Origin of the sequence: Desulfovibrio oxyclinae DSM 11498 (assembly GCF_000375485.1) — a bacterium.
Lineage (GTDB): Bacteria > Desulfobacterota > Desulfovibrionia > Desulfovibrionales > Desulfovibrionaceae > Pseudodesulfovibrio > Pseudodesulfovibrio oxyclinae.
Window position 1 is genome coordinate 160,850 of sequence record NZ_AQXE01000005.1, and the last position, 25,032, is coordinate 185,881.

At 63.5% G+C, this 25,032-nt stretch carries 26 protein-coding genes; 21 read left to right on the top strand and 5 right to left on the bottom strand.

Annotation, left to right across the window (positions count from 1 at the left end; genetic code table 11):
- Nucleotides 1–40 precede the first annotated feature (40 nt).
- Nucleotides 41–595, bottom strand: coding sequence for an AmmeMemoRadiSam system protein A (amrA, locus tag B149_RS0107140; RefSeq protein ID WP_018124499.1), 555 nt, complete (start codon nt 593–595; stop codon nt 41–43).
- Nucleotides 595–1,872: an MFS transporter gene (locus B149_RS0107145; RefSeq protein WP_018124500.1), complete on the bottom strand. Its 1,278-nt coding sequence runs from the start codon at nt 1,870–1,872 to the stop codon at nt 595–597. Before B149_RS0107145 ends, amrA begins: the two co-directional genes overlap by 1 nt.
- Nucleotides 1,873–1,967: 95 nt before the next feature.
- Here B149_RS0107145 and B149_RS0107150 point away from each other — a divergent pair, with 95 nt between their 5' ends.
- From B149_RS0107150 to B149_RS16710, 11 genes are all read left to right on the top strand, one after another.
- Nucleotides 1,968–3,209, top strand: coding sequence for a bifunctional cobalt-precorrin-7 (C(5))-methyltransferase/cobalt-precorrin-6B (C(15))-methyltransferase (locus B149_RS0107150; RefSeq protein WP_026167499.1), 1,242 nt, complete (start codon nt 1,968–1,970; stop codon nt 3,207–3,209).
- 83 nt (nt 3,210–3,292) lie between these two features.
- Entirely contained in the window at nt 3,293–3,751 is a 459-nt protein-coding gene (locus B149_RS0107155) for a deoxycytidylate deaminase (RefSeq protein ID WP_018124502.1), read from the top strand.
- On the top strand, nt 3,723–4,874 hold the full coding sequence (gene ribD, locus B149_RS0107160) for a bifunctional diaminohydroxyphosphoribosylaminopyrimidine deaminase/5-amino-6-(5-phosphoribosylamino)uracil reductase RibD (protein WP_245533202.1): 1,152 nt from the start codon (nt 3,723–3,725) through the stop codon (nt 4,872–4,874). The genes B149_RS0107155 and ribD overlap by 29 nt, the downstream gene beginning before the upstream one ends.
- A gap of 127 nt (nt 4,875–5,001) precedes the next feature.
- Complete coding sequence (locus B149_RS17890; protein WP_169332908.1) at nt 5,002–5,691, top strand: substrate-binding periplasmic protein; 690 nt, start codon at nt 5,002–5,004, stop codon at nt 5,689–5,691.
- 74 nt (nt 5,692–5,765) lie between these two features.
- The gene (locus B149_RS0107170; RefSeq protein ID WP_018124505.1) at nt 5,766–6,425 is read left to right on the top strand and encodes a riboflavin synthase; all 660 of its coding nucleotides are present in this window, start codon (nt 5,766–5,768) and stop codon (nt 6,423–6,425) included.
- A 74-nt stretch (nt 6,426–6,499) separates the two neighbouring features.
- Entirely contained in the window at nt 6,500–7,045 is a 546-nt protein-coding gene (locus tag B149_RS0107175; RefSeq protein WP_018124506.1) for a cysteine hydrolase family protein, read from the top strand.
- A gap of 52 nt (nt 7,046–7,097) precedes the next feature.
- A complete protein-coding gene (locus B149_RS18840; protein ID WP_018124507.1) occupies nt 7,098–7,427 on the top strand; it encodes a DUF5684 domain-containing protein in 330 nt (109 codons plus the stop codon).
- Nucleotides 7,376–8,392 carry a phosphogluconate dehydrogenase (NAD(+)-dependent, decarboxylating) gene (gene gnd, locus B149_RS0107185; RefSeq protein ID WP_281109907.1) on the top strand — a complete coding sequence of 339 codons (1,017 nt, stop codon included), beginning with the start codon at nt 7,376–7,378 and terminating at the stop codon, nt 8,390–8,392. The genes B149_RS18840 and gnd overlap by 52 nt, the downstream gene beginning before the upstream one ends.
- Entirely contained in the window at nt 8,385–9,851 is a 1,467-nt protein-coding gene (gene zwf / locus B149_RS0107190; protein WP_018124509.1) for a glucose-6-phosphate dehydrogenase, read from the top strand. Before gnd ends, zwf begins: the two co-directional genes overlap by 8 nt.
- A gap of 23 nt (nt 9,852–9,874) precedes the next feature.
- The gene (gene pgl / locus B149_RS0107195; protein ID WP_018124510.1) at nt 9,875–10,579 is read left to right on the top strand and encodes a 6-phosphogluconolactonase; all 705 of its coding nucleotides are present in this window, start codon (nt 9,875–9,877) and stop codon (nt 10,577–10,579) included.
- 39 nt (nt 10,580–10,618) lie between these two features.
- Nucleotides 10,619–11,227 carry a class I SAM-dependent methyltransferase gene (locus B149_RS16710; RefSeq protein ID WP_018124511.1) on the top strand — a complete coding sequence of 203 codons (609 nt, stop codon included), beginning with the start codon at nt 10,619–10,621 and terminating at the stop codon, nt 11,225–11,227.
- Here B149_RS16710 and B149_RS16715 read toward each other — a convergent pair.
- Nucleotides 11,224–12,291, bottom strand: a complete 1,068-nt coding sequence (locus B149_RS16715; protein WP_018124512.1) for a glycosyltransferase — start codon at nt 12,289–12,291, stop codon at nt 11,224–11,226. The two genes, B149_RS16710 and B149_RS16715, sit on opposite strands and share 4 nt — an antisense overlap.
- A gap of 65 nt (nt 12,292–12,356) precedes the next feature.
- Nucleotides 12,357–13,073, bottom strand: a complete 717-nt coding sequence (locus tag B149_RS0107210) for a TerC family protein (protein ID WP_040372400.1) — start codon at nt 13,071–13,073, stop codon at nt 12,357–12,359.
- 71 nt (nt 13,074–13,144) lie between these two features.
- Between B149_RS0107210 and B149_RS0107215 the strand changes: the two genes are divergently transcribed.
- The 6 genes from B149_RS0107215 to B149_RS0107240 all read left to right on the top strand — a co-directional run bounded on the left by B149_RS0107215 (nt 13,145) and on the right by B149_RS0107240 (nt 18,671).
- Nucleotides 13,145–14,203: a cobalt-precorrin 5A hydrolase gene (locus tag B149_RS0107215; RefSeq protein WP_018124514.1), complete on the top strand. Its 1,059-nt coding sequence runs from the start codon at nt 13,145–13,147 to the stop codon at nt 14,201–14,203.
- Nucleotides 14,194–14,940, top strand: a complete 747-nt coding sequence (cobJ, locus tag B149_RS0107220; RefSeq protein ID WP_018124515.1) for a precorrin-3B C(17)-methyltransferase — start codon at nt 14,194–14,196, stop codon at nt 14,938–14,940. The genes B149_RS0107215 and cobJ overlap by 10 nt, the downstream gene beginning before the upstream one ends.
- 184 nt (nt 14,941–15,124) lie before the next feature.
- Nucleotides 15,125–15,490 (top strand): cytochrome c3 family protein, encoded by a 366-nt coding sequence (locus tag B149_RS0107225; RefSeq protein WP_245533203.1) that lies wholly within the window; start codon nt 15,125–15,127, stop codon nt 15,488–15,490.
- 76 nt (nt 15,491–15,566) lie between these two features.
- The gene (locus tag B149_RS0107230; RefSeq protein WP_018124517.1) at nt 15,567–17,540 is read left to right on the top strand and encodes a hypothetical protein; all 1,974 of its coding nucleotides are present in this window, start codon (nt 15,567–15,569) and stop codon (nt 17,538–17,540) included.
- Nucleotides 17,541–17,758: 218 nt separating this feature from the next.
- Nucleotides 17,759–17,926, top strand: coding sequence for a hypothetical protein (locus B149_RS18690; protein ID WP_018124518.1), 168 nt, complete (start codon nt 17,759–17,761; stop codon nt 17,924–17,926).
- Between the two features lie 7 nt (nt 17,927–17,933).
- Nucleotides 17,934–18,671 (top strand): ubiquinone/menaquinone biosynthesis methyltransferase, encoded by a 738-nt coding sequence (locus B149_RS0107240; protein ID WP_018124519.1) that lies wholly within the window; start codon nt 17,934–17,936, stop codon nt 18,669–18,671.
- On the opposite strand, the gene B149_RS0107245 is transcribed toward B149_RS0107240, so the two are convergent.
- Nucleotides 18,668–18,871 (bottom strand): DUF2065 domain-containing protein, encoded by a 204-nt coding sequence (locus tag B149_RS0107245; RefSeq protein WP_018124520.1) that lies wholly within the window; start codon nt 18,869–18,871, stop codon nt 18,668–18,670. The two genes, B149_RS0107240 and B149_RS0107245, sit on opposite strands and share 4 nt — an antisense overlap.
- A gap of 77 nt (nt 18,872–18,948) precedes the next feature.
- Here B149_RS0107245 and B149_RS0107250 point away from each other — a divergent pair, with 77 nt between their 5' ends.
- The 4 genes from B149_RS0107250 to B149_RS0107265 all read left to right on the top strand — a co-directional run bounded on the left by B149_RS0107250 (nt 18,949) and on the right by B149_RS0107265 (nt 24,997).
- A complete protein-coding gene (locus B149_RS0107250; protein WP_018124521.1) occupies nt 18,949–20,262 on the top strand; it encodes a nucleotide sugar dehydrogenase in 1,314 nt (437 codons plus the stop codon).
- A gap of 6 nt (nt 20,263–20,268) precedes the next feature.
- The gene (gene mqnB, locus B149_RS0107255; RefSeq protein WP_018124522.1) at nt 20,269–20,952 is read left to right on the top strand and encodes a futalosine hydrolase; all 684 of its coding nucleotides are present in this window, start codon (nt 20,269–20,271) and stop codon (nt 20,950–20,952) included.
- Nucleotides 20,953–20,962: 10 nt separating this feature from the next.
- Nucleotides 20,963–21,931: a polyprenyl synthetase family protein gene (locus tag B149_RS0107260; protein WP_018124523.1), complete on the top strand. Its 969-nt coding sequence runs from the start codon at nt 20,963–20,965 to the stop codon at nt 21,929–21,931.
- Between the two features lie 69 nt (nt 21,932–22,000).
- Complete coding sequence (locus B149_RS0107265; RefSeq protein WP_018124524.1) at nt 22,001–24,997, top strand: phosphoribosylformylglycinamidine synthase subunit PurS; 2,997 nt, start codon at nt 22,001–22,003, stop codon at nt 24,995–24,997.
- The last annotated feature ends 35 nt before the right edge of the window (nt 24,998–25,032 follow it).

The window sequence follows — 25,032 nt, forward strand, 5'->3', positions numbered from 1 at the left end:
GATGCGCCGGGTCGATGGGACTCGGAAAAGGGGGGAACGGCTAGAAGATTTCGGCCTCGAACCACAGGATGTTGGTGCCGACCTTGTTCCAGCAGTCCTCGGGCAGCCCGGCCTTGCGGCAGGTGTTGGCGAGGAACTGGTACTTGTCCCAGCCCTGTTCCACGGCCACCTGCGGCAGCAGCAGACCGGTGTTCTGGTTGCGCTGGATGATCAGCCCGTGGCGGCCCACTTCGATCTGTTCCGGCGAGCGGCAGTAGTTCAGCGGGCTGAGGATGGAGATTTCGATGTCCACCTTGTCGAACTCTTCGGCGCTCAGGGGCGGGAAGCGCGGATCGCTGAACGCGGCGGCGCGGGCCATGTCCCAGATGGTCTGGAAGATTTCGCCGCCGCCCTGAACGTTGCCGATGCAGCCGCGCAGCTGGCCGTCGATCTTCAGGGTGACGAACGCGCCGAACTCCTTGCGCAGCTTGTGGGATTCCGGCTCGGCCGGGGCAGCGGATTCGTCGCCCTCAAGCTTGGCGCGGATGGATTGCCTGACGAGGTCCTTGAGGTAGGTTTTTTCCTCGTCGCTGAGCATGAAATGGAAATCGGACATTATGTGTGCTCCTCGGTGGTTTGTTGCTTCTTGACGCGCGGCACGGCCGCGAGCAGGGCCAGACCGATCAGGAAAAGTCCCACGACAGAGGCCATCCCGGCCCGCTGGCTGTCGGCCGCGACGGTGATCCACCCCACAAGGAGCGGACCCAGAAAGGCCGTGACTTTTCCGGACAGGGCGAACAGCCCGAAAAACTGGTTTCGAAGATCGGCCGGTGCCGCGCGGGCCAGATAGGAGCGGCTCGACGCCTGCACCGGACCGACGAATATACCTACGGTCAGGCCGAAAATCCAGAAAAGCGTTTTATCAGTCACGATCAGGGTGCAAACGGCGGTGGCGGTGAGCGCCGTGAGGGAGACAATCAGCGTCCTGCGCGGCCCCACGTAGTCGTCGATCCATGCGAACCCGGCGGCGCCGAGGCCCGCGGTCACGTTCAGGCCGATGCCGAACAGGATGACCTCCGAGGTTTGCATCCCGAAGGTTCCGGCCGCATAGATGCCGCCGAAGGCGAACAGGGTGGTCAGTCCGTCGTTGTAGAACATGCGCGCCAGCAGGAACAGGCCAACGCCTTTGTATCGCCTTGCGTTGGCGAGCGACCCCTTCAGCTGCCGAAAGCCGTGCCCGACCGCCGAGCGCATGGTCTCTCCAGTGGCGAGCGTGTCCGGGGTACGCAGGAACATGGGCAGTGCGAACACGAGATACCAGCCAGCGGAGAAAAGCATGGCCGTTCGCACATGCAGGGCATCGTCGTGCGGCACGCTGAACAGGGCGCTGTCGTCGATGAGGCCGTAGAGCGCGGCCACGAGACAGATCAGTCCGCCAGCGTAGCCCATGGCCCAACCCCAGCCGGACCAACGGCCGAGCCGGTCTTCGGGAACCAGATCGGCCAGCATGGCGTTGTAGAATATCTGTGCGCCTTCGGACGCGGTCACGCCCACGAAGGCCAGCGTCACGGCAAAGAAGGCCCATGTCGGGTCGGGTCTGACGAACCACAGCAGGGCTGTGGCAGCGATGCATACGGCGGTAAGAACCCCCACCCAGGGCTTGCGGCGGCCGGTGTGGTCGGCGATGGCCCCGACCACCGGTCCGGACAGCCCGACGCAAAGGCCGGCCAGCGCCATGGCGTTGCCCCACATGGCGGTCCCGGCAGCCTTGTCGGCAGCGACGGCGGAAGTGAAATAGGCAGCGAACACGAAGGTCTGCACCAGCGTATTGAAGCCGGCGTTCGCCCAGTCGTAGAAGGCCCATGCCCAGACTCCGTGCGGTTTTTTGCTCAAATCGTCACTCCGTGGACCTTACCGTGCAGCCGGGAAGACCAAAAGGCAAGTAAACTGTCCTTTTCACCGGCCTTCGCTTGCGTTACAACGCAGCCATGAAAACGACAGAACCCGTTTGCGTGCTGGGCATGAATCCCGGCTCGCTCGATATACCCGATAACTGTTCCCATTTGCTTGAGAATGCAACGCTTCTGGCCGGCGGCAGTCGCCTTCTGGACGCCGTGGGGCGCGAAGTGGCCCCGGATGCGGACAGGCTGCCCCTGTCCTCGCCGCTGGACCGCTGCGTCAGGCGAATCCGCAAAGAGATGGACGGCGGAGGCCGGGCGGTGGTGCTGGCCGACGGCGACCCGCTCTTTTTCGGCATCGGCAACCTGCTTTCGCGTGAGCTGGGCCGTGAAAGACTCAAGGTGCTCCCGGCGGTGAGCACGCTGCAACTGGCGGCATCGCGGCTCGGGGTTTCTTGGGAGCGGACGGTTTCCATTTCCCTGCATGGGCGAAGCGACTATACGCCGCTGTTCGCCGCGCTGGTCCGGGCGGACACCATTGCGATCTTCACCGATGAAGAAAACGACCCTTCCGCCGTGGCCCGCGCCATGCTGGAGCGAGGCGCGGACGGGTTCACCATGACCGTGCTGGAACGCCTCGGCACCGAGGGTGAGCAGGTCCGCCGCGTGGGTCTTGAGGACACGTGGGGCATGGGGTTCGACCCCCTGAACCTCGTCTTTCTGGAGCGGGAGTATCCACCGGAAGTGCCCTTGCGCCTCGGGGTGCCGGATCATTTCTATTTTCATCAGCGCGGGCTGATCACCAAGCTGCCGGTGCGCGCCACCGGGCTGGCCCTCCTGGCCATCGCCCCGGGAGCTACGGTCTGGGACCTCGGCTCGGGATGCGGTTCCGTGGCCATCGAGGCCTCGCATCTGGCCGTGGATGGCCGTGTGGTGGCAGTGGAGCGCGACCGTACCCGCGCCGCCATGATCCGTGAGAATCAGCGGCGCATGGGCGCGTGGCTGGTGGAGGTGGTGACAGGCGGCCTGCCGGGGTGCCTCAAGAGGCTGCCCGATCCTGACCGGGTGTTCATCGGCGGCGGGCTCGGCGGCGAATCCAACAAGGAGTCCGACCTGCTGGAAGCCGTGGCCGAGCGACTGCGTCCCGGCGGCAGGCTGGTGGCGCACTGCATCCTGCTGGATACGCTGCACCGGACGCAGGCCTTCTTCAAGGAGCGCGGCTGGCTGTTCGGAGTGACCCAGCTTCAGGCCAACGAAGCCGACCAGCTCGCGGGCGACCTGCGTTTCCGTGCCGCCAACCCCGTGTTCATCCTGTGGGCCGAGAAGCCCTGAGGGGATGTTTTCTTTCGGGAACGCCCGTGCTATCGAGGCCTTTCCCGCATCGGCGGAGAATCCCAAAGACAGGAGAAACAGCCATGTCCGGCAGAATGCCATGGCCCGATTATTTCATGAAGATCGCCCATTTGGTGGCCCAGCGTTCCACGTGCACCCGTCGCGCCGTGGGCGCGGTGGCGGTCATCGACAAGCGCGTGGTGGCCACCGGCTACAACGGCGTGCCCACCAAGGTGCCGCACTGCGGCGAGGTAGGGTGCATCCGTGAACGCATGGAGATCCCCTCCGGTCAGCGGCACGAGCTGTGCCGCGGGCTGCACGCGGAGCAGAACGTCATCATTCAGGCCGCCTCCTACGGGCTTTCCCTGAAAGGGTGCGACATCTACTGCACCACCCAGCCGTGCCTGATCTGCACCAAAATGCTCATCAACTGCGGCGCGCATAACATCTATTATGCGGAACATTACCCCGACGAACTGGCCGAGGCCATGTTGGCCGAAGCGGGAGTGAACCATGAGCTGCTGTCCGGCGAATACTGCTAGGGAAGGCTTCATGGCCCGCGCGGTGGAGCTGGCCCGCAAGGGCCGGGGACCTGCCGCGCCGAATCCCTGTGTGGGCGCGGTGCTCGTGCACGGCGAACGCATCGTGGCCGAAGGCTGGCACACCCGCGCCGGCGAGCCGCACGCGGAGCGCGAATGTCTGGCCGATGCCCGTGAAAAGGGCGTCTTCGACCGCCATCCCGCTTCCGAGTGCACCATGTACGTGACGCTGGAGCCGTGCAATCATCACGGCCGCACGCCGCCGTGCACCGAGGCGATCATCGAGGCCGGACTCGGCGAAGTGGTTATCGGTTTTCGGGATCCCAACCCTCTCGCCGCAGGGGGCATGGAGCGGCTGGCGGAAAACGGCATCACCGTGAGTCACGGCGTTCTGGAAGATGAGTGCCGCGACTTGGTAGCGGACTTTCTGCTCTGGCAGAAAGCGGACCGCACCTACAACATCCTCAAGCTCGCGGCCACGCTCGACGGCCGCATCGCCGCGGCCGACGGCACGCCCGAGGCCGTGTCCTGTCCCGCGTCCTTCGACTGCGTTCAGGACATCCGCTCCTTCGTGGGCGCGGTGGTGGTGGGCGGCGAAACCTTCCGCAACGATGATCCGTCCCTGACCTGCCGCTGCGCCGGTCTGCCGGAGGAATTCGAGCAGCCCCTTGCCGTGGTCGTCACCTCCAGCCTCCCCGCTCCCGACGCGGAGCGCAAGCTGCTGCGCTTCCGTCCGCACCAGACCGTCATCTGGACCGGACAGGCCCAGGCCGCTTCCGATGTGGCCGCTGCGCTCCGGGAAAAGGGCGTCCGGGTCATCGGTCTGCCCGCTGACGACACCGGCCTGCTGCTGGAAGAAGGCTTCCGCTGGCTCAGAAAGGAATGCGGCTGCTACTATTCCATGGTGGAAGGCGGCGGAAGACTTGCCATGACGCTGGTCCTGCAAGGGCTGGCCGATGAGATGGACTATTTCCTCGCCCCCCGCGTCCTCGGCGACATGACTGCGCGGTCCGCCTTTTCCGGCAGGATCGGGATGCGCATGGCCGACGCCGTGGATTTCCGCATCGCCCGCATCCGGCACGTTGGACGCGATCTGCGGCTGACGCTTCTGCCGGACCGGGACTGATCATTCGAGTTTCGCAAGGGAAAAGCGATTCGTTTTCGTTTTCAAAAGTATCGACTTGTCTGTTGCGGCCCGTCGGTTGCTGTGCTACTTCGCCCCGATGAAGAAGGGACTTTCTTGTATAGCACTTTTGATAGCAATAATCATTTCTCCTGTGCGGGCTTCGGAACTGCCTCAGGCGTCCGGCCCGGCTGGTCTCGAATATTACTCCGAGAATCTGCCTCCTTACAATTATTTGGATGCCGGTGTCGTGCAGGGACGCTCCATGGACCTGCTGCGGCGGGCGTGGAAACGTCTGGGAGTGCCTGAAGGGAGGGTTAACATCCTGCCCTGGGCACGCGCCATGGATTCGGCAATGACCGATCCGCGCGGCGTGCTCTTCAGTACGGCCCGCCTCCCTTCGCGAGAGGATATGTTCAAGTGGGCCTGCCCGTTTCCGAGCGAGCCGCTGGTGATGGTGGGGCGGCGTGACTCCATCCCGGCATCCGAGCTGTGCCTTGACGGCTACCCCGTGCGCGTTGGCGTGGTGCGAGGCGGTGCGGCCTATGAGATCGTGAAAAACCAGTGCGGCGACAAGCTGATTCCCGAGGTTGCCAACTCCGCCGAGCATAACATGCGAAAACTCCTTGAAAAGCGGCTGGACTATATCGTGGTCACGGAGCGCTATCTGATGAGCGCGAAAGGCCGTCATGCCGCCGATGAGCTTGTCACCATCCGTCAGCTTGGAGAAATCAGCATGTGCATGGCCTTCAACAAGGCTGTTCCGGATCAGGTGGTGGAGAGCTTCCGCCGCGCCTTCGACGACATCTCCCGCAACTAGCATCCGCTCCGGCGTTTACACCCCGGCACTCTCCTGCTATCTGATCATCCACGCAACCAAGTGGAGGATGCACCATGTTCACCGGACTCGTACAGGGAACCGGCGCCATCGAGAGCGCCGAAAATCGCGGCGCGGAGACCCGTTTCCGCATCAGGGCCAACTACGCCCTTGATGATATCGTCCTCGGGGAATCCATTGCGGTCAACGGCGTCTGCCTGACCGTGGAGACCTTTGGCGAACGCTGGTTCACGGCCTACGCCAGCCGCGAGACCATCTCGGTCACGAGCCTCGGCGAGCTGCGCACCGGCTCCACCGTGAATCTGGAACGCGCGCTGGCCATGGGCGATCGCCTTGGCGGGCACATCGTCAGCGGGCACGTGGACTGCATCGCGGAGGTGGCCGAGGTCCGTCCCGCCGGTGAATCGAAGATCTATCGCCTGAGCTTTCCCGCGGAGCACGGCCGGTACGTCATCGGCAAGGGCTCGGTGGCGCTGGACGGCATCAGCCTGACAGTCAACGGGTGCGGCCCCGACTGGCTTGAGGTGAACATCATTCCGGAAACGCAGGGTGCCACCACCATCAAGGGCTGGACCCCGGGCCGCAAAGTGAACATGGAGACCGATGTCATCGGCAAGTACGTGGAGCGCATGGTGGCCCCATGGACCGGCGGCGCATCGCAGGACGCGCCAAAGTCTTCCATCACCGAAGATTTTCTGAGAAAGCACGGATTCTAGTCCGTGCCGGACAAAACGAATATTACCCCTGTCAGCCCGCCCGGGCCGTCAGGGGTTTTCTTTTGGAGAACGCAATGAACGCACTCCTCGTCGTGGACATGCAACGGGACCTGTTTCGCGATGCCGATGCTCGGCATGATGCGCAGGGCGTGGTGAGCCGTATCGAAACGCTGTGCAGGGCGATGCGCGCCACAGGCGCAACGGTTGTATTCGTGCGTCATGCGGGTGTGGACGGGTGGCTGGAGCCCGGGACCGAAGGCTGGGAGATTCTGCCGGAGCTGCCGCTTTCCGAGCTGGACCTGCCGGTGGAAAAGATATCCTGCGACTCGTTCTGCCGTACGCCGCTGGAAGCCATGCTGCGCGAGCGCGGCGTGGAGCATCTTTATGTGGTCGGCTGCTGTACCGATTACTGCATCGACGCCACGGTTCGGGCTGCGGCGAGCCTCGGTTTTCGGCTGACCGTCCCTTCGGACTGTCACACCACCGGCGACAAGCCCGTGCTGGATGCGGCCACGGTCGTCAGGCATCACAACCACGTCTGGGCGACCATGATCACCCCCGAGCAGCCCGTGCGCGTCATGCCGCTTGCCGACTGCCTGAAGGAGCTCGGGAACGGTTGACCCATTTCGTCGTTTTCGTGCTAATGAAGGAAAGAAAAAAAGGAGCCGATCCATGGAGACGCTGTTTCAACTGGCCGTTCTTGTCCTGATCATCGCCGGGAGTTGGAAGACCTACCAGAAAGCCGGTGAGCCGGGCTGGGCGGTGCTGATTCCGTTCTACAACCTCTGGGTGCTGCTTCGCATCGTGGACAGGCCCGGATGGTGGTTCATCATGTTCCTGATCCCGCTGGTGAATCTGGTCTTCATGCTGCTGACCTTCATCGACCTTTCGCGACGGTTCGGGATGCCCGCCGTGTTCAGCGTGGGGCTGTTTCTGCTGCCCTTCGTGTTCTGGCCCATACTCGGTTTCGGCAACAGCCGCTACAACTCGCTGGCAATGTAGCCAGCCGCCGGAGCGGAACTCCGGCTCGATTGCATAAAAGGAGCAACGCCATGCGTCTTGGAATGGTGGGACTAGGAAAGATGGGCATGAACATGGCCCGGCGGCTGATGCTTTCCGGCCATGAAGTCGTCGGCCACAACCGCAGCCCGGCCAAGGTGGAGCGGCTCGTTCATGAGGGCGGCGAAAGTGCCTACTCCCTTGAAGAGCTGGTGGAAAAGCTGGAGTCGCCGCGCACCGTCTGGCTCATGCTGCCAGCCGGGGCCGCCACCATTCAGGCCGCGCATCGCTTCGAAAGTCTGCTGGAGCCGGGTGACGTGCTCATCGACGGCAGCAACTCCTTCTACAAGGACGCGGTGCGCCGAGCGTGGGAATGCTCCAAGAAGGGCCTGCATTGCCTCGACGTGGGTGTTTCCGGCGGTGTCTGGGGGCTGGAGAACGGCTACTGTCTCATGATCGGCGGCAATCGCGAACAGTTCGAGCGCGTGGAGCCCGTCTTCAAGTCACTGGCCCAGCCCGAAGGGTACATGCACTGCGGCGGCCCCGGAGCCGGGCATTTCGTCAAGATGGTCCACAACGGCATCGAATACGGCCTGATGCAGGCCTATGCCGAGGGATTCGCCATGCTGGAAGACTCCCGCTACGGCCCGGAACTGGATTATTCGGCCCTGTCGCACCTGTGGAATCGCGGCAGCGTCATCCGTTCGTGGTTGCTTGAACTGGCGGAAAAGGCCTTTGCAGACTCCGGACGGCTGGAAGATGTCAAGGGATGGGTCGAGGATTCCGGCGAGGGGCGCTGGACCGTGCAGCAGGCAGTGGAGAGCGGCACGCCGATTCCAGTGCTTTCGCTGGCCCTGATGGAACGCTTCAGCTCCCGGCGCGAGAACGACTTTCGCAACCGCATCCTTGCCGCCCTGCGACGCGAATTCGGCGGTCACGCCGTGAAAAAGGAGGGGGGCGATGCATGACGACCCGTGTTCCCGTTCAGCCGCCAAGGACCCCTGTGTCATCGTCATCTTTGGTGCCACCGGTGACCTGACTGCACGCAAGCTTTTCCCGGCCCTGTGCCGCCTGTTCCAGACAGAGGCGCTGCCGGAGAACTTCGCCGTGGTGGGCGCGTCACGTACCGAGCTGGATCATGACGCCTTTCGCGAGCGCATGAAACAGGCGGCGGAAAAGGCGGACGCCATGCCGCAGGCTTGGGACGCGTTGGCCTCGCGCCTGTTCTACCGTCCGTTGCGCTTCGACAGTCCGGAGGATTACCGGTCGCTTTCCGAATTTCTGGGCGAGTTGGACGAGCGGTTCGAGACCGCAGGCAACCGCATGTTCTACCTTGCCGTGCCGCCCGCGGCTTATGAAGAGATTGCGATCAACGCCGGAAAGGCCGGACTTGCCGAACAGCAAACGAGCTTTTCCCGCATCGTCATCGAAAAACCCTTCGGCCACGATCTGGCCTCGGCACAGCGCTTGAACACCGCATTGCTCGGCAGCTTCGACGAGTCGCAGGTCTTTCGCATCGACCACTATCTCGCCAAGGAGACCGTGCAGAACATGCTCATGCTGCGGTTTGCCAACGCCATGTTCGAGCCGGTCTGGAACCGCCAGTTCGTGGAGTCCGTGCATATCACCGCCGCCGAGAGTGTGGGAGTGGAGCACCGCGCGGGCTACTACGACAGCGCGGGCGTGCTGCGCGACATGTTTCAGAACCACATGATGCAGCTGCTCTCGCTGGTGGCCATGGAGCCGCCGTCCATCTACGAGGCAGAACGTATCCGGGACGAAAAGACCAAGCTCTACCGCGCGCTCAAGCCGTTTCCCACCGAGGACATCGAGTCGCTGCTCACGCTGGGCCAGTATGCCTCCGGCGTGGTGGACGGTGAAAAGGTCCCGGCCTATGTGGACGAGCCGGGCGTCCCGGCGGAGTCCGATACGCCGACGTACGCGGCCATGCGCGTCTACATCGACAACTGGCGCTGGCAGGGCGTGCCGTTCGAGTTGGTCTCCGGCAAGCGGATGCGGGAGAAGCGCACCCGCATCGAGGTTCGTTTCAAGGAGGTGCCGTGCTCCATGTTCCGCAATATTCTGGGCGAGCACATCACCGCCAACCGGCTGATCATCAACATTCAGCCGGAAGAGGAGGTGCGTCTCGCGTTTCAGGCCAAGGTGCCCGGCTCTGGCATGTGCCTGCGCAACGTGAACATGCATTTCGACTACAAGGATGAGCACGCGGACAACCTCGGCGCGTACGAAAAGGTGCTTCTGGACGTGCTTTTGGGCGACCAGACGCTGTTCTGGCGTCAGGATGGCGTGGATTTGTGCTGGGGATTCTTGACGCCCGTCCTGATGGAGTGCAATTGTCCCGAGCGCAGAAACATGCTCAAGCTGTATCGGGCTGGATCCGATGGGCCGGAACCCGCCGAATGTTAGCTCCACCGACCATGCGAGGAACCATGGAAATTCGTATTCTGGATGATCATGAGGCGGCGAGCCGCGCAGCGGCCGATCTGTTCGTAGAAACCTCGCACCGCGCGCTGGAACGCTCCGGGCGTTTCACGGTCGCGCTGGCAGGCGGTTCGACCCCGAAGCGTGCCTACGAGCTGCTGGCGTCCGATCCGCGCTGGCGGGCCGTGCCGTGGGACCGGACCCACGTCTTCTTCGGCGACGAGCGCATGGTGGAGCCGGACCACGAGCTGAGCAACTATCGCAGGGCCAAAGAGGTCCTGCTGGACAACGTCCCCCTTCCCAAAGCCAATATCCACCGCATGCGCGGCGAGCTGGAGCCCGAAAGCGCCGTGAACGCCTGCGAGGCTGAGCTGCACTCCGTGTTCGGCCCCGGCGTGCCCGAGTTCGACCTCGTACTGCTGGGCATGGGCGCGGACGGTCATACGGCCAGCATTTTTCCCGGCACCCGTGCCGTGGCCGAATCCTGCCTTGTGACCTCCGTGAGGCCCGCCGACGTCACGCCCGATGTGAATCGCCTGACCTTCTGCCTGCCGCTTTTGAACAATGCGGCGCGCGTAGTGTTTCTGGCCACCGGCGCGGACAAGGCGCAGGTGCTCGCCAAGATGCGCGGTACCGATACGGCCCGGCATCTCTTCCCGGCTGCCATGGTCAACGCACGCGAAACCCTGTTGCTCACCGATCAGCCCATCTAGCCCGCTTGCCTGAGTCCGCTCGTGGCGTTAGGGTGCGAAATGGACGAATACGCGCGTTTTGCCGGAATCTATGACTGGGTGGTGGGCAGGCCGCTGGGCTCGGTCTTCCGAAAACTCATCCTGACTTTGCCGCAGGGGGGCGGACTGCTCGACGTGTGCTGCGGCACCGGCATGTTTGCCGCCATGGCGCGGGAGCGGGGGTTTTCCGTGTGCGGTCTGGACCGTTCCGCGCCGATGCTGGCGGTGGCCCGGCGCAAACGCCCCGGATTGCCGTTGGTGCGCGCCGACGCCTCTGCCATGCCCTTTGGCGGCGAACAGTTCCACCTAGCAACCGTGACCTTCGCCCTGCACGAAAAACCGCAGTTCGTGCGGGAGGCTATTCTTGCGGAAATCCTGCGGGTGCTGCGGCCCGGCGGGACGATCCTTCTGGCGGACTATTGCCATCCACACGGCGCGTCGCGACCCGCCGCCGCTGCTGCGGGGCTGGTGGAACGTCTGGCCGGAGCCGAGCATCACCGGAACTATGCCGACTGGATGCGTCGCGGGGCCGCGGAAGGATTCCTTGATGATTCCGGCCTGAACTGGGAGCGTCTGGCCTACGGGCTTTCCGGGGTGGCGGGGATATACAGGGTGCGCCAGCCGGATTAGCCGCGAACCACCGACTCCAGCCATTGCCGCAACAAAGCTGTCTGTGCGTGGATGTCCAGATGCTCTCTGGCGTGCGCGAGGGCAGTGCGTCTTTTTTCAAGCAGCTCTTCGGGTGAAAGGGAGAGCAGCCGGCGCAACACGTCGAGTATCTGTTCGTGACCGTTGCGCTCTTCCACGAGGCAGTCCGAGAGTTCGGGCGGAAAGAATTCGTGCACCCCGCCCGTGCGACGGGCCACCGGGGCCAGCCCGTGCGCCATGCCTTCCGCCAGTGCCTGACCGAACGGCTCGGCGTGGGAGGGCAGCACGTAGATGTCCGCCTTGTCCAGATAGTCCTGAACGTTCTTGACGAATCCCGTCCATTGTACCTGTTCTTCCAGCCCTAGCTCCGTGCACAGCGACTTGAGTTTTTTCTCGATCTTGCCGGTGCCGCAGATGATCTGCCGGAAGGCTATCCCTTCGCGCTTGAGTTCCGCCAGAGCGTGAAGCAGATCGTGGTGTCCCTTGTCGGGGTTGAGCTGGCTGGTGGTGATCAGGGTCGGCACGTCGTGGGAGTGCAATTCTTCCGTTTGCTCGGGCAGGACCACGCCGGGGTGGATGGCCGTGAAAGTGTGCTTGGCATACAGGGGCACCCGGCGCGTCAGGCAGGTTTTGACGTGCTCGCTGCACGCCAGCAGGGACGGTGCGAGCAGTCGCTGCGTCAGGCGCGTCTTGCGGGTGTTCTCCACGTCTGCCGGAGAGCCGACGCGGTGCACCACCGGCACGCCGAGCAGCTTCGCCACGGCCCCGGCCGAGCGCAGGTCCTTGGAAATGTTGCAGATAACCACGTCAGGGCGTTCCTGGCGGAAGTCGCGCCAGAACTGGGAGAGGGTCTGCGGGTGAAAGTCTGCCCCGAACTCCACCGCGCGCGCATCAAGGCCCTGATCCCGCGCCTTGTCGATGAACGGGCCGGGCCGGCCGTAAATGCGGACCGTGTCGCCCATGGCGGCCAGCGCCTTGCCGGAGTTGATGCACCACGACTTCACGCCGCCCCATTTGCGGGTGGAATTGACGAAGACGATGTTCATGCGCGGGCTCCGGGTTGCGGTTCGGGAATGAAGGCAGGGGAGAATGCCTCAGCCTGTCGCGGAAATCAATCCGAACGTCCCTGCCGTGCCTTATGCATGCGCAGGTTGAGCATCTCGACGCCCAGCGAGAAGGCCATGGCGAAGTATATGTAACCCCGGTCGATGTGCTTGCCGAGCCCCTCGGCCACGAGAAAAACGCCCACGAGCACGAGGAAGGCGAAGGCCAGCATCTGAATGGTGGGATGCCGGGAGACGAACGCACTCACGGCTTCCGCGAAGATGAACATCACGCCCACCGCGATGACGATGGCGGTGACCATGACCCAGAGCTGGTCCACCATACCCACTGCCGTGATGACCGAATCCAGCGAAAACACCAGATCGAGGATCACGATCTGTGCGATGGCCGAAGCGTAGGAACGGGCGGCGGAAACGTGCGCCGCGCCCGGTTCCTCCATCTTGTCGTGGATTTCGTGCACGGCCTTGGCCATGAGAAACAGCCCGCCGAGCAACAGCACTATGTCCCGTCCGGAAACGGCGTGCGAGAATACCTTGAAGAGCGGGGCGGTTAGTCCCATGATGGCGCTGATGGTCAGAAGCAGCAGGATGCGCATGACCATGGCAAGCCCGATGCCCAGCCTGCGGGCGGCGGCACGCTTTGCTTCCGGCAGCTTGTTGGTGACCACGGTGACGAACACGATGTTGTCGATGCCGAGGACGATTTCCAGTCCCGTCAGGGTCAGCAGGGCGACGATGGCCTCGAATGTGAAAATTCCTTCCATGTCCCGCTTCATGCATCACCTGCACGGGTAAATCAATATGAAGTGATACCTTTTCCGCTGTCGCGAAGGGCATGGCGAACCACTGGCAAATCGGCTATACCTCGCGCATGAAACTGGCAGTGTACGCAGTGACGCGGCAGGGGCTCGCCCCGGCGCAAAGAATATGCGATGCCCTCGGCGCGGATGTCTACGCACCGAGGCGGTTCGAGGAGCAGAGGACTATCCCCTTCGATTCGTTGCGCGAGTGCGTCCGCGAGACCTTCATCCGTTACGAGGGGCACATCTTCGTGGCGGCCACGGGCATCGCCGTGCGGGTCATCGCCGAGCACATCGTCGCCAAGGATACGGATCCGGCGGTGATCTGTCTCGACCATCACGCCCGGCACGTCATCAGCCTGCTTTCGGGACACCTCGGGGGCGGCAACGCCCTGACCCTGCGCATAGCCGAGGCCGTGAACGGGCACCCCGTCATTACCACGGCCACCGATATGGAGGGTCTGCCTTCCGCGGACATGATGGCTGCGCGCTCCGGGCTGATCATCGGAAATCTGGATGCGGTTCGGCACGTCAACGCCGCATGGCTCGAAGGCCGCACCGTGCAGATATTCGACCCGGAGGAACGGCTGCTGGGCATCGACGGCGCACGAATGCGAGAGGTTCGGCGCGGGCAATGGTCCGACGGCGACCCCGGCATATGGGTTTCGTGGCGTGACGATTGCCGCGACCCGGATGCCCTGAGGCTGCACCCCAGAGTGCTGGCGCTGGGCATAGGCTGTCGGCGCGGCGCAACAGCCGGGGAGATTCTCGGGCTTGTGCGCGATACGCTGACTGCGGAACGCATCAGGCCCGAGAGCGTGGGCGCACTGGCCTCGGTGGAGGCCAAGCGGCACGAGGCGGGCCTGTTGGAAGCTGCCCGTGAACTCGGGCTGGAGGTGCGGTTTCATCCCGAGGCGGAGTTGGCGCGGGTGGACGTGCCCACGCCGTCGGAGTTTGTTCTGGATACGCTGGGAACTCCCTCGGTGTGCGAAGCTGCGGCGGTGCTCGCCGCAAACGGCGGCAGCATCGTGGTGCCCAAGAGAAAATCGAAAAAGGCCACGCTCGCCGTGGCGCGGAGCAATACATGCTTGTAGTTGTCAGCCTCGGGCCGGGGGATGAATCCCTCATGGCCCCTGCGGCCCGGCAGGCGCTGGAGGGCGCGGATGCCGTGGTCGGCTATCGCGGATACATCGAACTGGTGTCCGGAGACCTGCTGGAAGGGAAGGAAGTGGTCGCCACCGGGATGCGCGGCGAAGTGGAGCGAGTCACCAGTGCCGTGGAGCTGGCGGCATCGGGAAGGAATGTGGCGCTGGTGTGCTCCGGCGACGCGGGCATCTACGCCATGGCTGGGCTTGCGCTGGAGATTCTGGAGAGCCGGGGGCTGCTGGCCTCGGTTCCGTTCCGGGTCATCCCGGGGATCGCGGCATTCAACGCCGCCGCCGCGCTGCTGGGCGCGCCGCTGATGCACGACTTCGCTTCGGTCAGCCTGTCCGATCTGCTGACCCCGTGGGAGGCCATCGAACGCCGCATCGAGGCCGCCGCGAGCGCCGACTTTGTCTTGGCCCTTTATAATCCTCGTTCCAGAAAACGGCGGGAGCAGCTGCCCCGGGCACTGGAGATCGTCGCCAGACACCGCTTGGGGAGCACGCCGGTGGGCATTGTGAGCCGTGCGGCCCGCCCCGGCGAGAAGGTCACGGTGACCGAACTCGCGGCTGTCGATCCGGAAGCCGTGGACATGCAGACGGTCGTACTCATTGGCAATAGCGCCACCCGTCGCACCGGGGAGTACATGCTTACCCCGCGCGGGTATCACGACAAGTACGAATACTAGCCGAGATGGTGAATTTCATCACAATCCACTTGCGGAAACACTACGATTTCTAGTAAAAAGGCGGCCTCTATTCAGGCCGTGTCGGCTTGACACTGCGGGACAGGTCATTTATTCCGCAATAGTAGAGAGTGTGACGTATTACCTTTTCGCAACAGGAGGAACGAGGAGAATGAAAAAAACTTTCATGATCAGTCTCGTTGTAGCCGCTCTGGTGTGTGCTTTCGCACTGCCCAACCTGAGCGCCGCTAACGAGGCTCCCGCTGACATCGAGCTGAAAGCGCCTTTCAAAATGAGGAAGGCACCCGTGCAGTTCCCGCACGCCGCTCACGAAAAACTGGTCCCCGAATGTACGACCTGCCACCACGAGTGGGACGGCAAGTCCGAAGTGATGTCCTGCGCCGCTGAGGGCTGCCACAACAAGCAGCGCGCCAAGCGCGGCGAAACCCTCTCCTTCAAGAAGGCATACCATGATCTCTGCATCAAGTGCCATCGCCAGGAGCGCAAGGGTCCCAAGGGCTGCAACGACTGCCACCCGCGCGAGAAGAAGTAGCGGCCAACTCGGCTGACAAGGGGGGTCGCTGAGGCGGCCCCCCATTTTTTCCATATTTTGCCCGGAGGTTTCGAGCATGACTCCCGCTCCCCCTTCTGACGACATTCTCGAACTGACCGATATCGTGGAAGGCGAAGGAAGCCAGTCTGACGATTCGGCAGACAGCGGCTCCACGGATGCCGATTTCGAGCAGGAGCTGGAAGACCTGTTCGCCGAGGAGCTGGGAGAAACCCCTCCCACCGGCGATCCGGAACCGATCATGCTCGACGACCTCGTTGAGGAAGGGGCCGAAGCCCCTGAGGCCGCCGCCCGGCCCGAAGAGGAAACCCCAGCCCCAGAGCAGGCTGCTTCCGAAGATGACGACCTTATCGTCCTTGAGGATGTGGCTGATGATGAAGACGTCATGGAACTCGGGGCCGACCTTGAAGTGGCTGATGAAGCGGCCCCCAAAGAGGGCGACGAAGAGGGCGACGAAGAGCCCTTGGATCTCGGAGCTGATCTCGTGGTGGACGATGAATCCGAGTCTCCAACCGAGGATGAAGAGCCCATGGAGCTTGGTGCCGACCTGCTGGCGGAATCTGAAACGGATGCCGAAGCAGACGTCGCCGAAGATGATGAGGAGCCCCTCGACCTGTCCGGCATGGCTGTAGAGGAAGAGGCACCTGCCGAGGAGGCCGCGTCCGAAGCGCCCGACTCCGATGATCTGGGGCTCGACGGCTTGGACGACATTCTCGGCGACAGCTCCGGGGACGACTCCGATGATGATCTCGACGCCATGCTTTCACAGGTAGACGATCTTGTCGAACCTGCTTCCGAATCTGATCAGGAACAGGGAGAAGGTGACGAGCTGGATGCCCTTGAACTCGATGATCTGGTGGAGGAAGGCGGCGAGGCAGCCGCAGAATCTCCGGAACCGAGTGAGTCCGAAGAAGATATTTCCATCCCCGAGCCTGAGCCCGAAGCTCCCGAAGCACCCACGCAGGAACCTGCGGCCGAAGTCGAACCTTCTGCCGAAGATGTCGTTGCACAGGAAGAGGAAGCCGACTCGGACGTGGAGGATGAACTCCAAAGGGCCATGGATCAGGTGACCGAAGAGGCTGTGGAGGACGTGTCCGAATCCATGTCGGATGAGGCAGAGACCTCCGAGGCCCCGGTGTTCGAGCCTGCGGAAATCGATCCTTCCATCCTTGATGATGACGAGGATGACGAGGCCGATGACCTGCTTGCCGCAGCCATGGCCGATGAGGACGACGCTTCGGACGAGCGCGAAAGCGAAGAGGGCACCGAGGATTCTGATGAAAGCGTCCCGGCCGAGGACCTGTTGGAGGCCAGCAGCGAGATTGGCCTCGACCGCGAGGTGGAGGACGATTCTCCCGCCATCGAGGGCGTGTCCGAGGAAGAGCTGGCATCGCTTGCAGGATCTTCCCGCACGGACGAGGAGGGTGAAGACGCCGAAGACGTGGAAGACGTTGATGAGCCGATGGTGGACGAGGATGTCGATTCCCTACTGGCGAACGTTGACGTGTCCGACCTTGAGGTGCCGGATGCCGAGGACGATCTCGGTTTTGGTCTTTCCGAAGATGAGCTCGACACCGACGAAGCGGTGAGCGAGGCGCTCATGCTGCGCATCGACGCGCTGGAGGCCCGGCTTGCCGAGATGGAATCGGCTGGCGGTGACTCTCTGGAAAAGCGCATGGGCCGCATGGAAGACATGCTGATGAAGGCCGGTGCCGACCACGAGCTGGAGCTGGCTGCGCGTGTGGATGTGTTGGAGAACCGCGTGGAGGGGCTCAAGGGCTTCCTGCGCGAGGAAGTGGCCCGGGCCGTGCGCGAGGATGTGCGGAACGTGGCTGCCGAGGCGGTGCGCGAAGCGCTGGAGCAGAGCGGGCCGCAGGAATCTTCAGGCGCAGGCGGCGACGAGCTGGTGGACATGGTCCGCGAGGAAGTCGGCCGAGCGGTGCGCGAGGAAGTGGGACGTTCCGTTCCGGAAGAGGCGGCGCGAATCATCCGGGAGGAGATCGCCGCGCTCATGGACGAGATGGGCGAATAGCCTCAGTCCACAGAGAGATTTGCCGCAGGCCCGCCCATGGCGGGCCTGCTTTTGTTTGCAGGGCCACTTCCGACTCGACGAGTCGGCCCGGCACGTGCTAAAGACCCCCAAAAAACGGAAGGTGCCGCCAGGTTTCTTCCGCTTCCCCGCCCGGCCGACTTTGACATGGGTCAATGCCGTTTCCCACCGGGCGGGTTTTAGCTTCTCGGAGTAAAGTCATGGATAAAGCAGACAAGCAGGCTCTTCAGGTCGCCAAGGAAGTGATCATCAAGTTCATCGAGGTGGGGCGCATCTCCCCGACCAACTTTGGCGAGCACTTCAAGACCATCTATTCGGACGTGGTTACCACCATCGCCGAGAACAACCGCGAAGATCGCGACGAGTAGGGTGCGGATGAGCAGCAGCCGAAACGGTGCCGCCGTTGATCCCGTGGAGCACGGCCGCAAGGTGTCCGACATGTTCGGGCGTATTGCGGGGTGGTACGACTTTCTTAACCATTTTCTGAGTCTGGGGCAGGACGTCTACTGGCGCTATCGACTGGCGCGGGCGGCGCGTCCGGCTCCGGACGGTCGCGTGCTGGACCTTGCCGCCGGAACGCTCGACGTTTCGGTGGAGCTGCTGCGGCAGTATCCCGGCATCAGTGTGGCCGCGCTGGATTTTTCGCTGCCCATGCTGGAGCAGGGCAAGCGCAAGAAGCTGGCCGGTCCGCGTGCGGAGAGCATCTTCCCGGTGCAGGCGGACGGGCGCGCCCTGCCGCTTCCCGACGAATGCATGGACGCGGCCACCATCGCCTTCGGCATCCGCAACATCGTGCCGAGGCAGGAGGCGTGGGCGGAATTTCTGCGCGTGCTCAAGCCCGGCGGACGCCTGTGCGTGCTGGAATTCGGCACGGGCAGCAGGCGCGTGTGGAAGGGCGTCTACAATTTTTATCTGGATCGCGTTCTGCCCGGCGTGGGCAAGGTGGTCTCCGGCGATTCCGGTGCGTATCGGTATCTGGCCGACACCATCCGTGCCTTCCCGGACGAGCGCAGCCTTGCGCTGGAAATGCGCGAGGCAGGGTTCGACCGCGTGTACCACGTCCCCATGATGTCGGGGATCGTGTTCCTGCACGTGGCGGAAAAACCCCTCTAGCCGAGGGAGCGGGCCAGCGAAACGGTCAGCAGCCCCAGAATGATGGCCGTCAGTCCGAGATAGCGAAGGCTTTTCGGCCGCTGGGAGGCCAGGGTGAGAAGTACCTTGGGCATCTTTTCCGCAAAGGCGAAGTAGGGGATGCCTTCGAGAACGAAAGCGATGCCGACCGCACAGAGTAGGGTGGACCAGTCGATATTCATGGGGTCTTTCTACCCACCCCCGAGAGCCGTGTCCAGCCGTGCGGTGCCGCAACAACATTCAGGGAGAGAGCCACATAATGGTAACATACGAAAGTTTGGCGGATAAACGCGATGCCATCGCCGTGGTCGGCCTCGGATACGTGGGCCTGCCGCTGGCAGTGGCCCTTGCCGAACACTTCAAAGTGCTTGGCGTGGACGTTTCCGAAAAGCGGGTGCAGGAACTGCGCGAAGGCAGGGACTCCACCGGCGAAGTCGATTTTTCCGAAGTGGGCGACGTGGATCTGGAATTCACCGCCGACGTGTCCCGGCTGAAAGAGAGCCGTCTGGTGCTCGTGGCCGTGCCCACGCCCATCGATGAGTATCGCAGCCCGGACCTGCGTCCCGTTGTTGGCGCATCCGGAACCGTGGGCGCCAACATGGTCGAAGGCTCCGTGGTGGTCTACGAGTCCACCGTGTATCCCGGCCTGACCGAAGAAATCTGCGTGCCCATTCTGGAGCGCGAGTCCGGCATGACCTGTGGCGCTGACTTCAAGGTCGGCTATTCTCCCGAGCGCATCAATCCCGGCGACAAGGTCCACCGACTTCAGACCATCGTGAAGGTGGTGGCGGGGCAGGACGACGAGTGCGCCGAACTGCTGGAAAAGGTCTACGGAACCGTGGTCGAGGCCGGAACACACCGAGCCGCCGACATCCGCACCGCCGAAGCGGCCAAGGTCATCGAGAACACCCAGCGCGACCTGAACATCGCCCTCATGAACGAGTTGGCCATGATCTTTGACCGCATGGGCATCGATACTCTGGACGTGCTCGAAGCAGCCGGAACCAAATGGAATTTTCTCCCGTTCCGCCCGGGCCTCGTAGGTGGTCACTGCATCGGCGTGGACCCCTACTACCTGACCTTCAAGGCCGAGGCCATGGGCTTTCATCCGCAGGTCATCCTTGCCGGACGCCAGATCAACGACGGCGTGGGCAAGTTCATTGCGGAGTCCGTGGTCAAGCGGCTGATTCGCGAAGGCGCCGTCATCCGCGGGGCGCGAGTGGGTGTGCTCGGCTTCACCTTCAAGGAAAACGTGCCCGACCTGCGAAACACCAAGGTGGTGGACGTGGTCGAGGAACTGCGCGACTATGGCTGCGAAGTGCTGGTCACCGATGCCATGGCCGACCCGGAAGAGGCGCGCGAGGAGTACGGCATGGAGCTGTGCGGCCTTGATGCGCTCACCGAGCTGGATGCCGTGGTGCTGGCCGTCTCGCACGATGAATACCGGTCGCTGGACGCCGATGCGCTCAAGGCCATGTTCCGTGATCCGAAAAAGGTCATGGTGGCGGACGTGAAGGGCTTTTTCGACCGCGAGGCCATGGCCGCCGCGGGCGTGGACCTCTGGAGGCTCTAGGACTTCATGCTCGGCCTCATTGTTTCCACGGAAAAGGAGCTTCGCGCAGCGCTTGGCAAATTCGACGACGCCCCGGGCGTTGCCGAAGGCGACATGGAAAGCTGGACCTGCAACGGGCGCGAATGGCTCGTGGCCGTCAGCGGCGTGGGCCCCGTGAACGCGGGCATCATGGCGGGCAGGCTGATTGAACGCGGCGTGAGCGGCGTGGTCAATGCCGGGCTGGCCGGAAGCTTCGACACCGGGCGGCTGCCCACGCAGTCCGTATGCGCGGTACGCTGCGAAACGTGGCCGGAATACGGGCTTGCTACCGCTGATGGCGTGGACCCGGAAGGCATCGGCTTTCCGCTGGCCACCGTGAATGGACAGGCCGTCGGCAATCGCATCTGCATGGACCCGGTGCGGGCCGCAGGAGACATGGCACTTTCCCTGCCGTGGCTGGAGACCGCGTCGAGCCTGACGGTTTCGGCGGCGACCGGCACTCCCGAAGGGGCGCAGGGCCTGAAAACGACATTTGACGCGGACCTTGAGAATATGGAAGGTTTTGCCGTGGCGCTGGCCTGCGTGCGGGCCGGGCTGCCGTTTCTCGAAATCCGCACCGTATCGAACCGCGTCGGTTCCCGCGAAGGGTGGGACATCGGCGGAGCGTTCACCGCGCTCAAAGTGGCCTGCGGTGCGCTTCTTGCGGCATAGGGCGAGGAATATGCTGGAACTCAAAGATTATTTCAAAAGGGAACTGCCCGCGGTCAACGACTTCCTGATGCAGGAAGGGCGTGAACTCAACGGCATCGTGCGGGACGTCTGCCTGCACATCATGGCATCCGGCGGCAAGCGCATCCGGCCCATGCTGACCATCCTCACCGCCCGTGCGCTGGGCTATGACCGGGACGATCACCTGCCCATGGCTTGCGCGTTGGAGCTGCTGCATTCCGCCACGCTGCTGCACGATGACTATCTCGACGGGGCCGACACCCGCCGGGGCAGCCGCGCCGCGCATCTACAGTTCGGCACCACCGAGACCGTGCTCGCCGGCGACGCACTGCTGGCCTTGGCCAACGAGATGGCCTCCCGTTACGGAAACGCCCGCCTGAGTCGCCTGCTGGCCATCGGCATCATGCAGACCGCCGAGGGCGAAATCCGTGAAATCGAATTTTCCCGCGATCCCGCGCTGGACCGCGATACCTATATGGAAATCATCATAGGCAAGACCGCCCGGCTCATCGAGACCGCCTGCCGCTGCGGCGCGGCGCTGGCAGGTGCCACGCAGGAGCAGGAGGACGCCGCGGGCGAATACGGCCTGAATCTCGGCATCGCCTTCCAGCTCGTAGACGATGCGCTGGATTACGTGTCCCCCACGTCGGAAACAGGCAAGCCCGAGGGCGGGGACCTTCGCGAAGGCAAGGTCACGCTGCCGCTGATCCTGCTCATGGAGGACTCTGACGAGGCCGAACGGAAGACCCTGCTGGCCAGGCTCAAGGCCGGGGACATTCCGGACGAGGAGGCCGCGCCGGTGCTGGAACGCATCCGGGCGGGGGGGTACGCGGAAAAGACGCGGGACGAGGCCGCCATGTATGTGGAAAAGGCCAAGGCCGCGCTGGCGGGAATGGCGGATTCGGCGGAACTCACCGTCCTGCGCCAAGCCGCCGACTACGTGCTGACAAGAAACAAGTAGCTGACTGGCCGGTCTCGGGGTGCCCGACCGGCCTTTTCTCATAGAGACAACCGTCAAAGGAGTATCCGGATGCTGTGCCGTGTCGAGGTGGGACTCAAGTCCCATGTCCGTGACGTGGTGGGCGCGCGTGTCGCCCGCAAGATCGCCAACGAACTGGGTGTCGCCACCGAAGGCGTGCGAGTGGTCAAGGTTTTTACGCTTGAAGGACTCGAACAGGACGAGGTGGACATGGCCGTGGAGCGCGGTGCGCTGCACGATCCCGTGCTGCACGAGGTTTCCCTCGCCCCCATTGCCGAAGGCTTCGACTGGGCCGTGGAAGTTGGCTTCCGTCCCGGCGTCACCGACAACGAAGGCCGCACCGCGCAGGAGACCCTTGCCGTGGTCCTCGGGCTCGACCGTCAGCGCATGGAATCCGTGAAGGTCTACGTGGCCAACCAGTATCTTATTTCCGGCGATCTCGACGAAGCCACCGTCAAACACGTCTGCACCGACCTGCTCGCCAACGAGCTCATCCAGCGCTATGAGTACAAATCCGCCGAAGCATGGAAAACAGAGCCGGGCTTCGAAGCGCGCGCCGCACGGGTCACTGGACAGGCCAGCGACGAAGTGGCGGTGATCCCGCTGTCTTCCATGACCGATGACGAAATGATGGCCTTCTCCCGCGCCAACACGCTGGCCCTGTCGCTGGATGAAATGTACGCCATCCGCGCCTATTATCTGCGCGAGGACGTGGCCGCCGACCGCCGCGCCGCCGGGCTGCCCGCCGATCCCACCGACGCGGAGATCGAAGTGCTGGCGCAGACGTGGTCCGAGCACTGCAAGCACAAGATTTTCAGCTCCTTCATCACCTATGAGGACGTGGAGACCGGCAAGGTCGAAACCCACGACAGCCTCTACAAGACCTTCATTCAGGGCAGCACCAAGGCCATCCGCCGCCGCAACGCGGAGAACGGCCCGTACGGCGATTACTGCCTCAGCGTCTTCAAGGACAATGCGGGCGTCATCAAGTTCTCGGAGAACCTGAACGTGTGCGTGAAGGTGGAGACCCACAACAGCCCGTCCGCCCTTGACCCGTATGGCGGAGCACTCACCGGCATCGTGGGGGTGAACCGCGACCCCATGGGCACCGGCCTCGGCGCCAACCTGCTGTGCAACACCGACGTTTTCTGCTTCGCCTCGCCGTATCACGAGGGCGAACTGCCCCCGAGGCTGCTGCATCCGCGCCGCGTCTTCGAGGGCGTGCGCGAAGGTGTGGAGCACGGCGGCAACAAGTCCGGCATTCCCACGGTCAACGGTTCCATCGTCTTTGATGAGCGCTACCTCGGCAAGCCGCTGGTCTACTGCGGCACCGTGGGCACCATGCCCGTCACCGTGGCCGGACGGCCCAGCGAAGACAAGTGCGCCATGCCCGGCGACGCCATCGTCATGTGCGGTGGCCGCATCGGCAAGGACGGCATCCATGGCGCGACCTTCTCCTCGGAGGAACTGCACGAGGGCTCCCCGGCCACGGCGGTGCAGATCGGCGACCCCATCACCCAGCGCAAGATGTACGATTTTCTCATGCGCGCCCGCGACAAGGGACTGTACAACGCCATCACCGACAACGGCGCGGGCGGCCTGTCTTCTTCTGTTGGCGAAATGGCCGAGGATTGCGGCGGTTTCGACATGGACCTCGCCAAGGCGCCGCTGAAGTATGACGGCCTCAAGCCGTGGGAAATCCTCATTTCCGAGGCGCAGGAGCGCATGACCGTTGCCGTGCCGCCGGAAAAACTGGACGAGTTCATGGAACTGTCCCGCGCCATGGATGTGGAGTCCACGGTGCTCGGCAGCTACAACGATGAAGGACGATACTTCGTCCGCTACGGCGACACCAAGGTCGCCTGTCTCGACATGGACTTCCTGCACGGCGGCGTGCCGCAGATGAAGCTCGAAGCCCGCTGGGAAGCGCCGCGCATCGAGTCCGATCCGGTGCCGCAGGTGCAGGACCACGACGCGCTGCTGCACGACATGCTCGGACGGCTCAACATCTGCTCCAAGGAGTACGTGGTTCGCCAGTACGACCACGAGGTGCAGGGCAAGAGCGCGGTCAAGCCCATGGTCGGCAAGGAGAACGATGGTCCCTCCGATGCGGGCGTGCTGCGTCCGGATCTGGACAGCGAAAAGGGCCTTGTCATCTCCCACGGCATCTGTCCCAAGTTCTCGGACATCGACACTTACTGGATGATGGCCAACGCTGTTGACGAAGCGGTACGAAACGCCGTGGCGGTCGGCGCCGACCCGGACTTCATGGCCGGTTGCGACAACTTCTGCTGGTGTGACCCGGTTCAGTCCGAAGCCACGCCCGACGGACGCTACAAGCTTGCTCAGCTGGTGCGCGCCAACAAGGCGCTTGCCCACTACTGCCTGTCTTTCGGTGTTCCCTGTGTTTCCGGAAAGGACTCCATGAAGAACGACTACAAGGGCGGCGGGCAGAAAATATCCATCCCGCCGACCGTGCTGTTCTCGGTCATCGGCGTGCTGCCGGACGTGAACAAGTGTCTGACTTCCGATTTCAAGAATCCTGGCGACGATATCTACGTGCTGGGCCTGACTCATGCCGAACTCGGCGGCTCGGAACTGACCGATCAACTCGGGTTCGTGCGCGGCGAAGTGCCGCAGGTGGACGCGCTGGCGGCCCGCGAGCGGTACCGCAAGTTCTTCCGCGCGGTTCAGGACGGGCTGGTGAACGGGGCGCACGATCTTTCCGACGGCGGCCTCGCTGTGGCGCTGGCGGAGATGTGCATCGGCGGTCGCCTGGGGGCCAACGTGGATCTGGACGCTGTTCCGACCTGCGGTGATGTTGACCTGACCTCGCTGCTGTATTCCGAAACCGCAAGCCGCCTGCTGGTGAGCGTTCCGGAGCGGAACCGCCTTGCATTCGAGCAGGCCATGGCCGGGACGAAGTTCGCCCGCATCGGCCGCGTGGAGCAGGAGGCTAAACTGATCGCCAGAGCTTCCGATAAGACTGTTTTGACCTCCGGGGTGGAGAGCCTCGGCCATGCTTTCCGGGCCACTTTGGACTGGTAAGGCAATAAAGTAGGACGTTGTTGGGGGTTTACCCG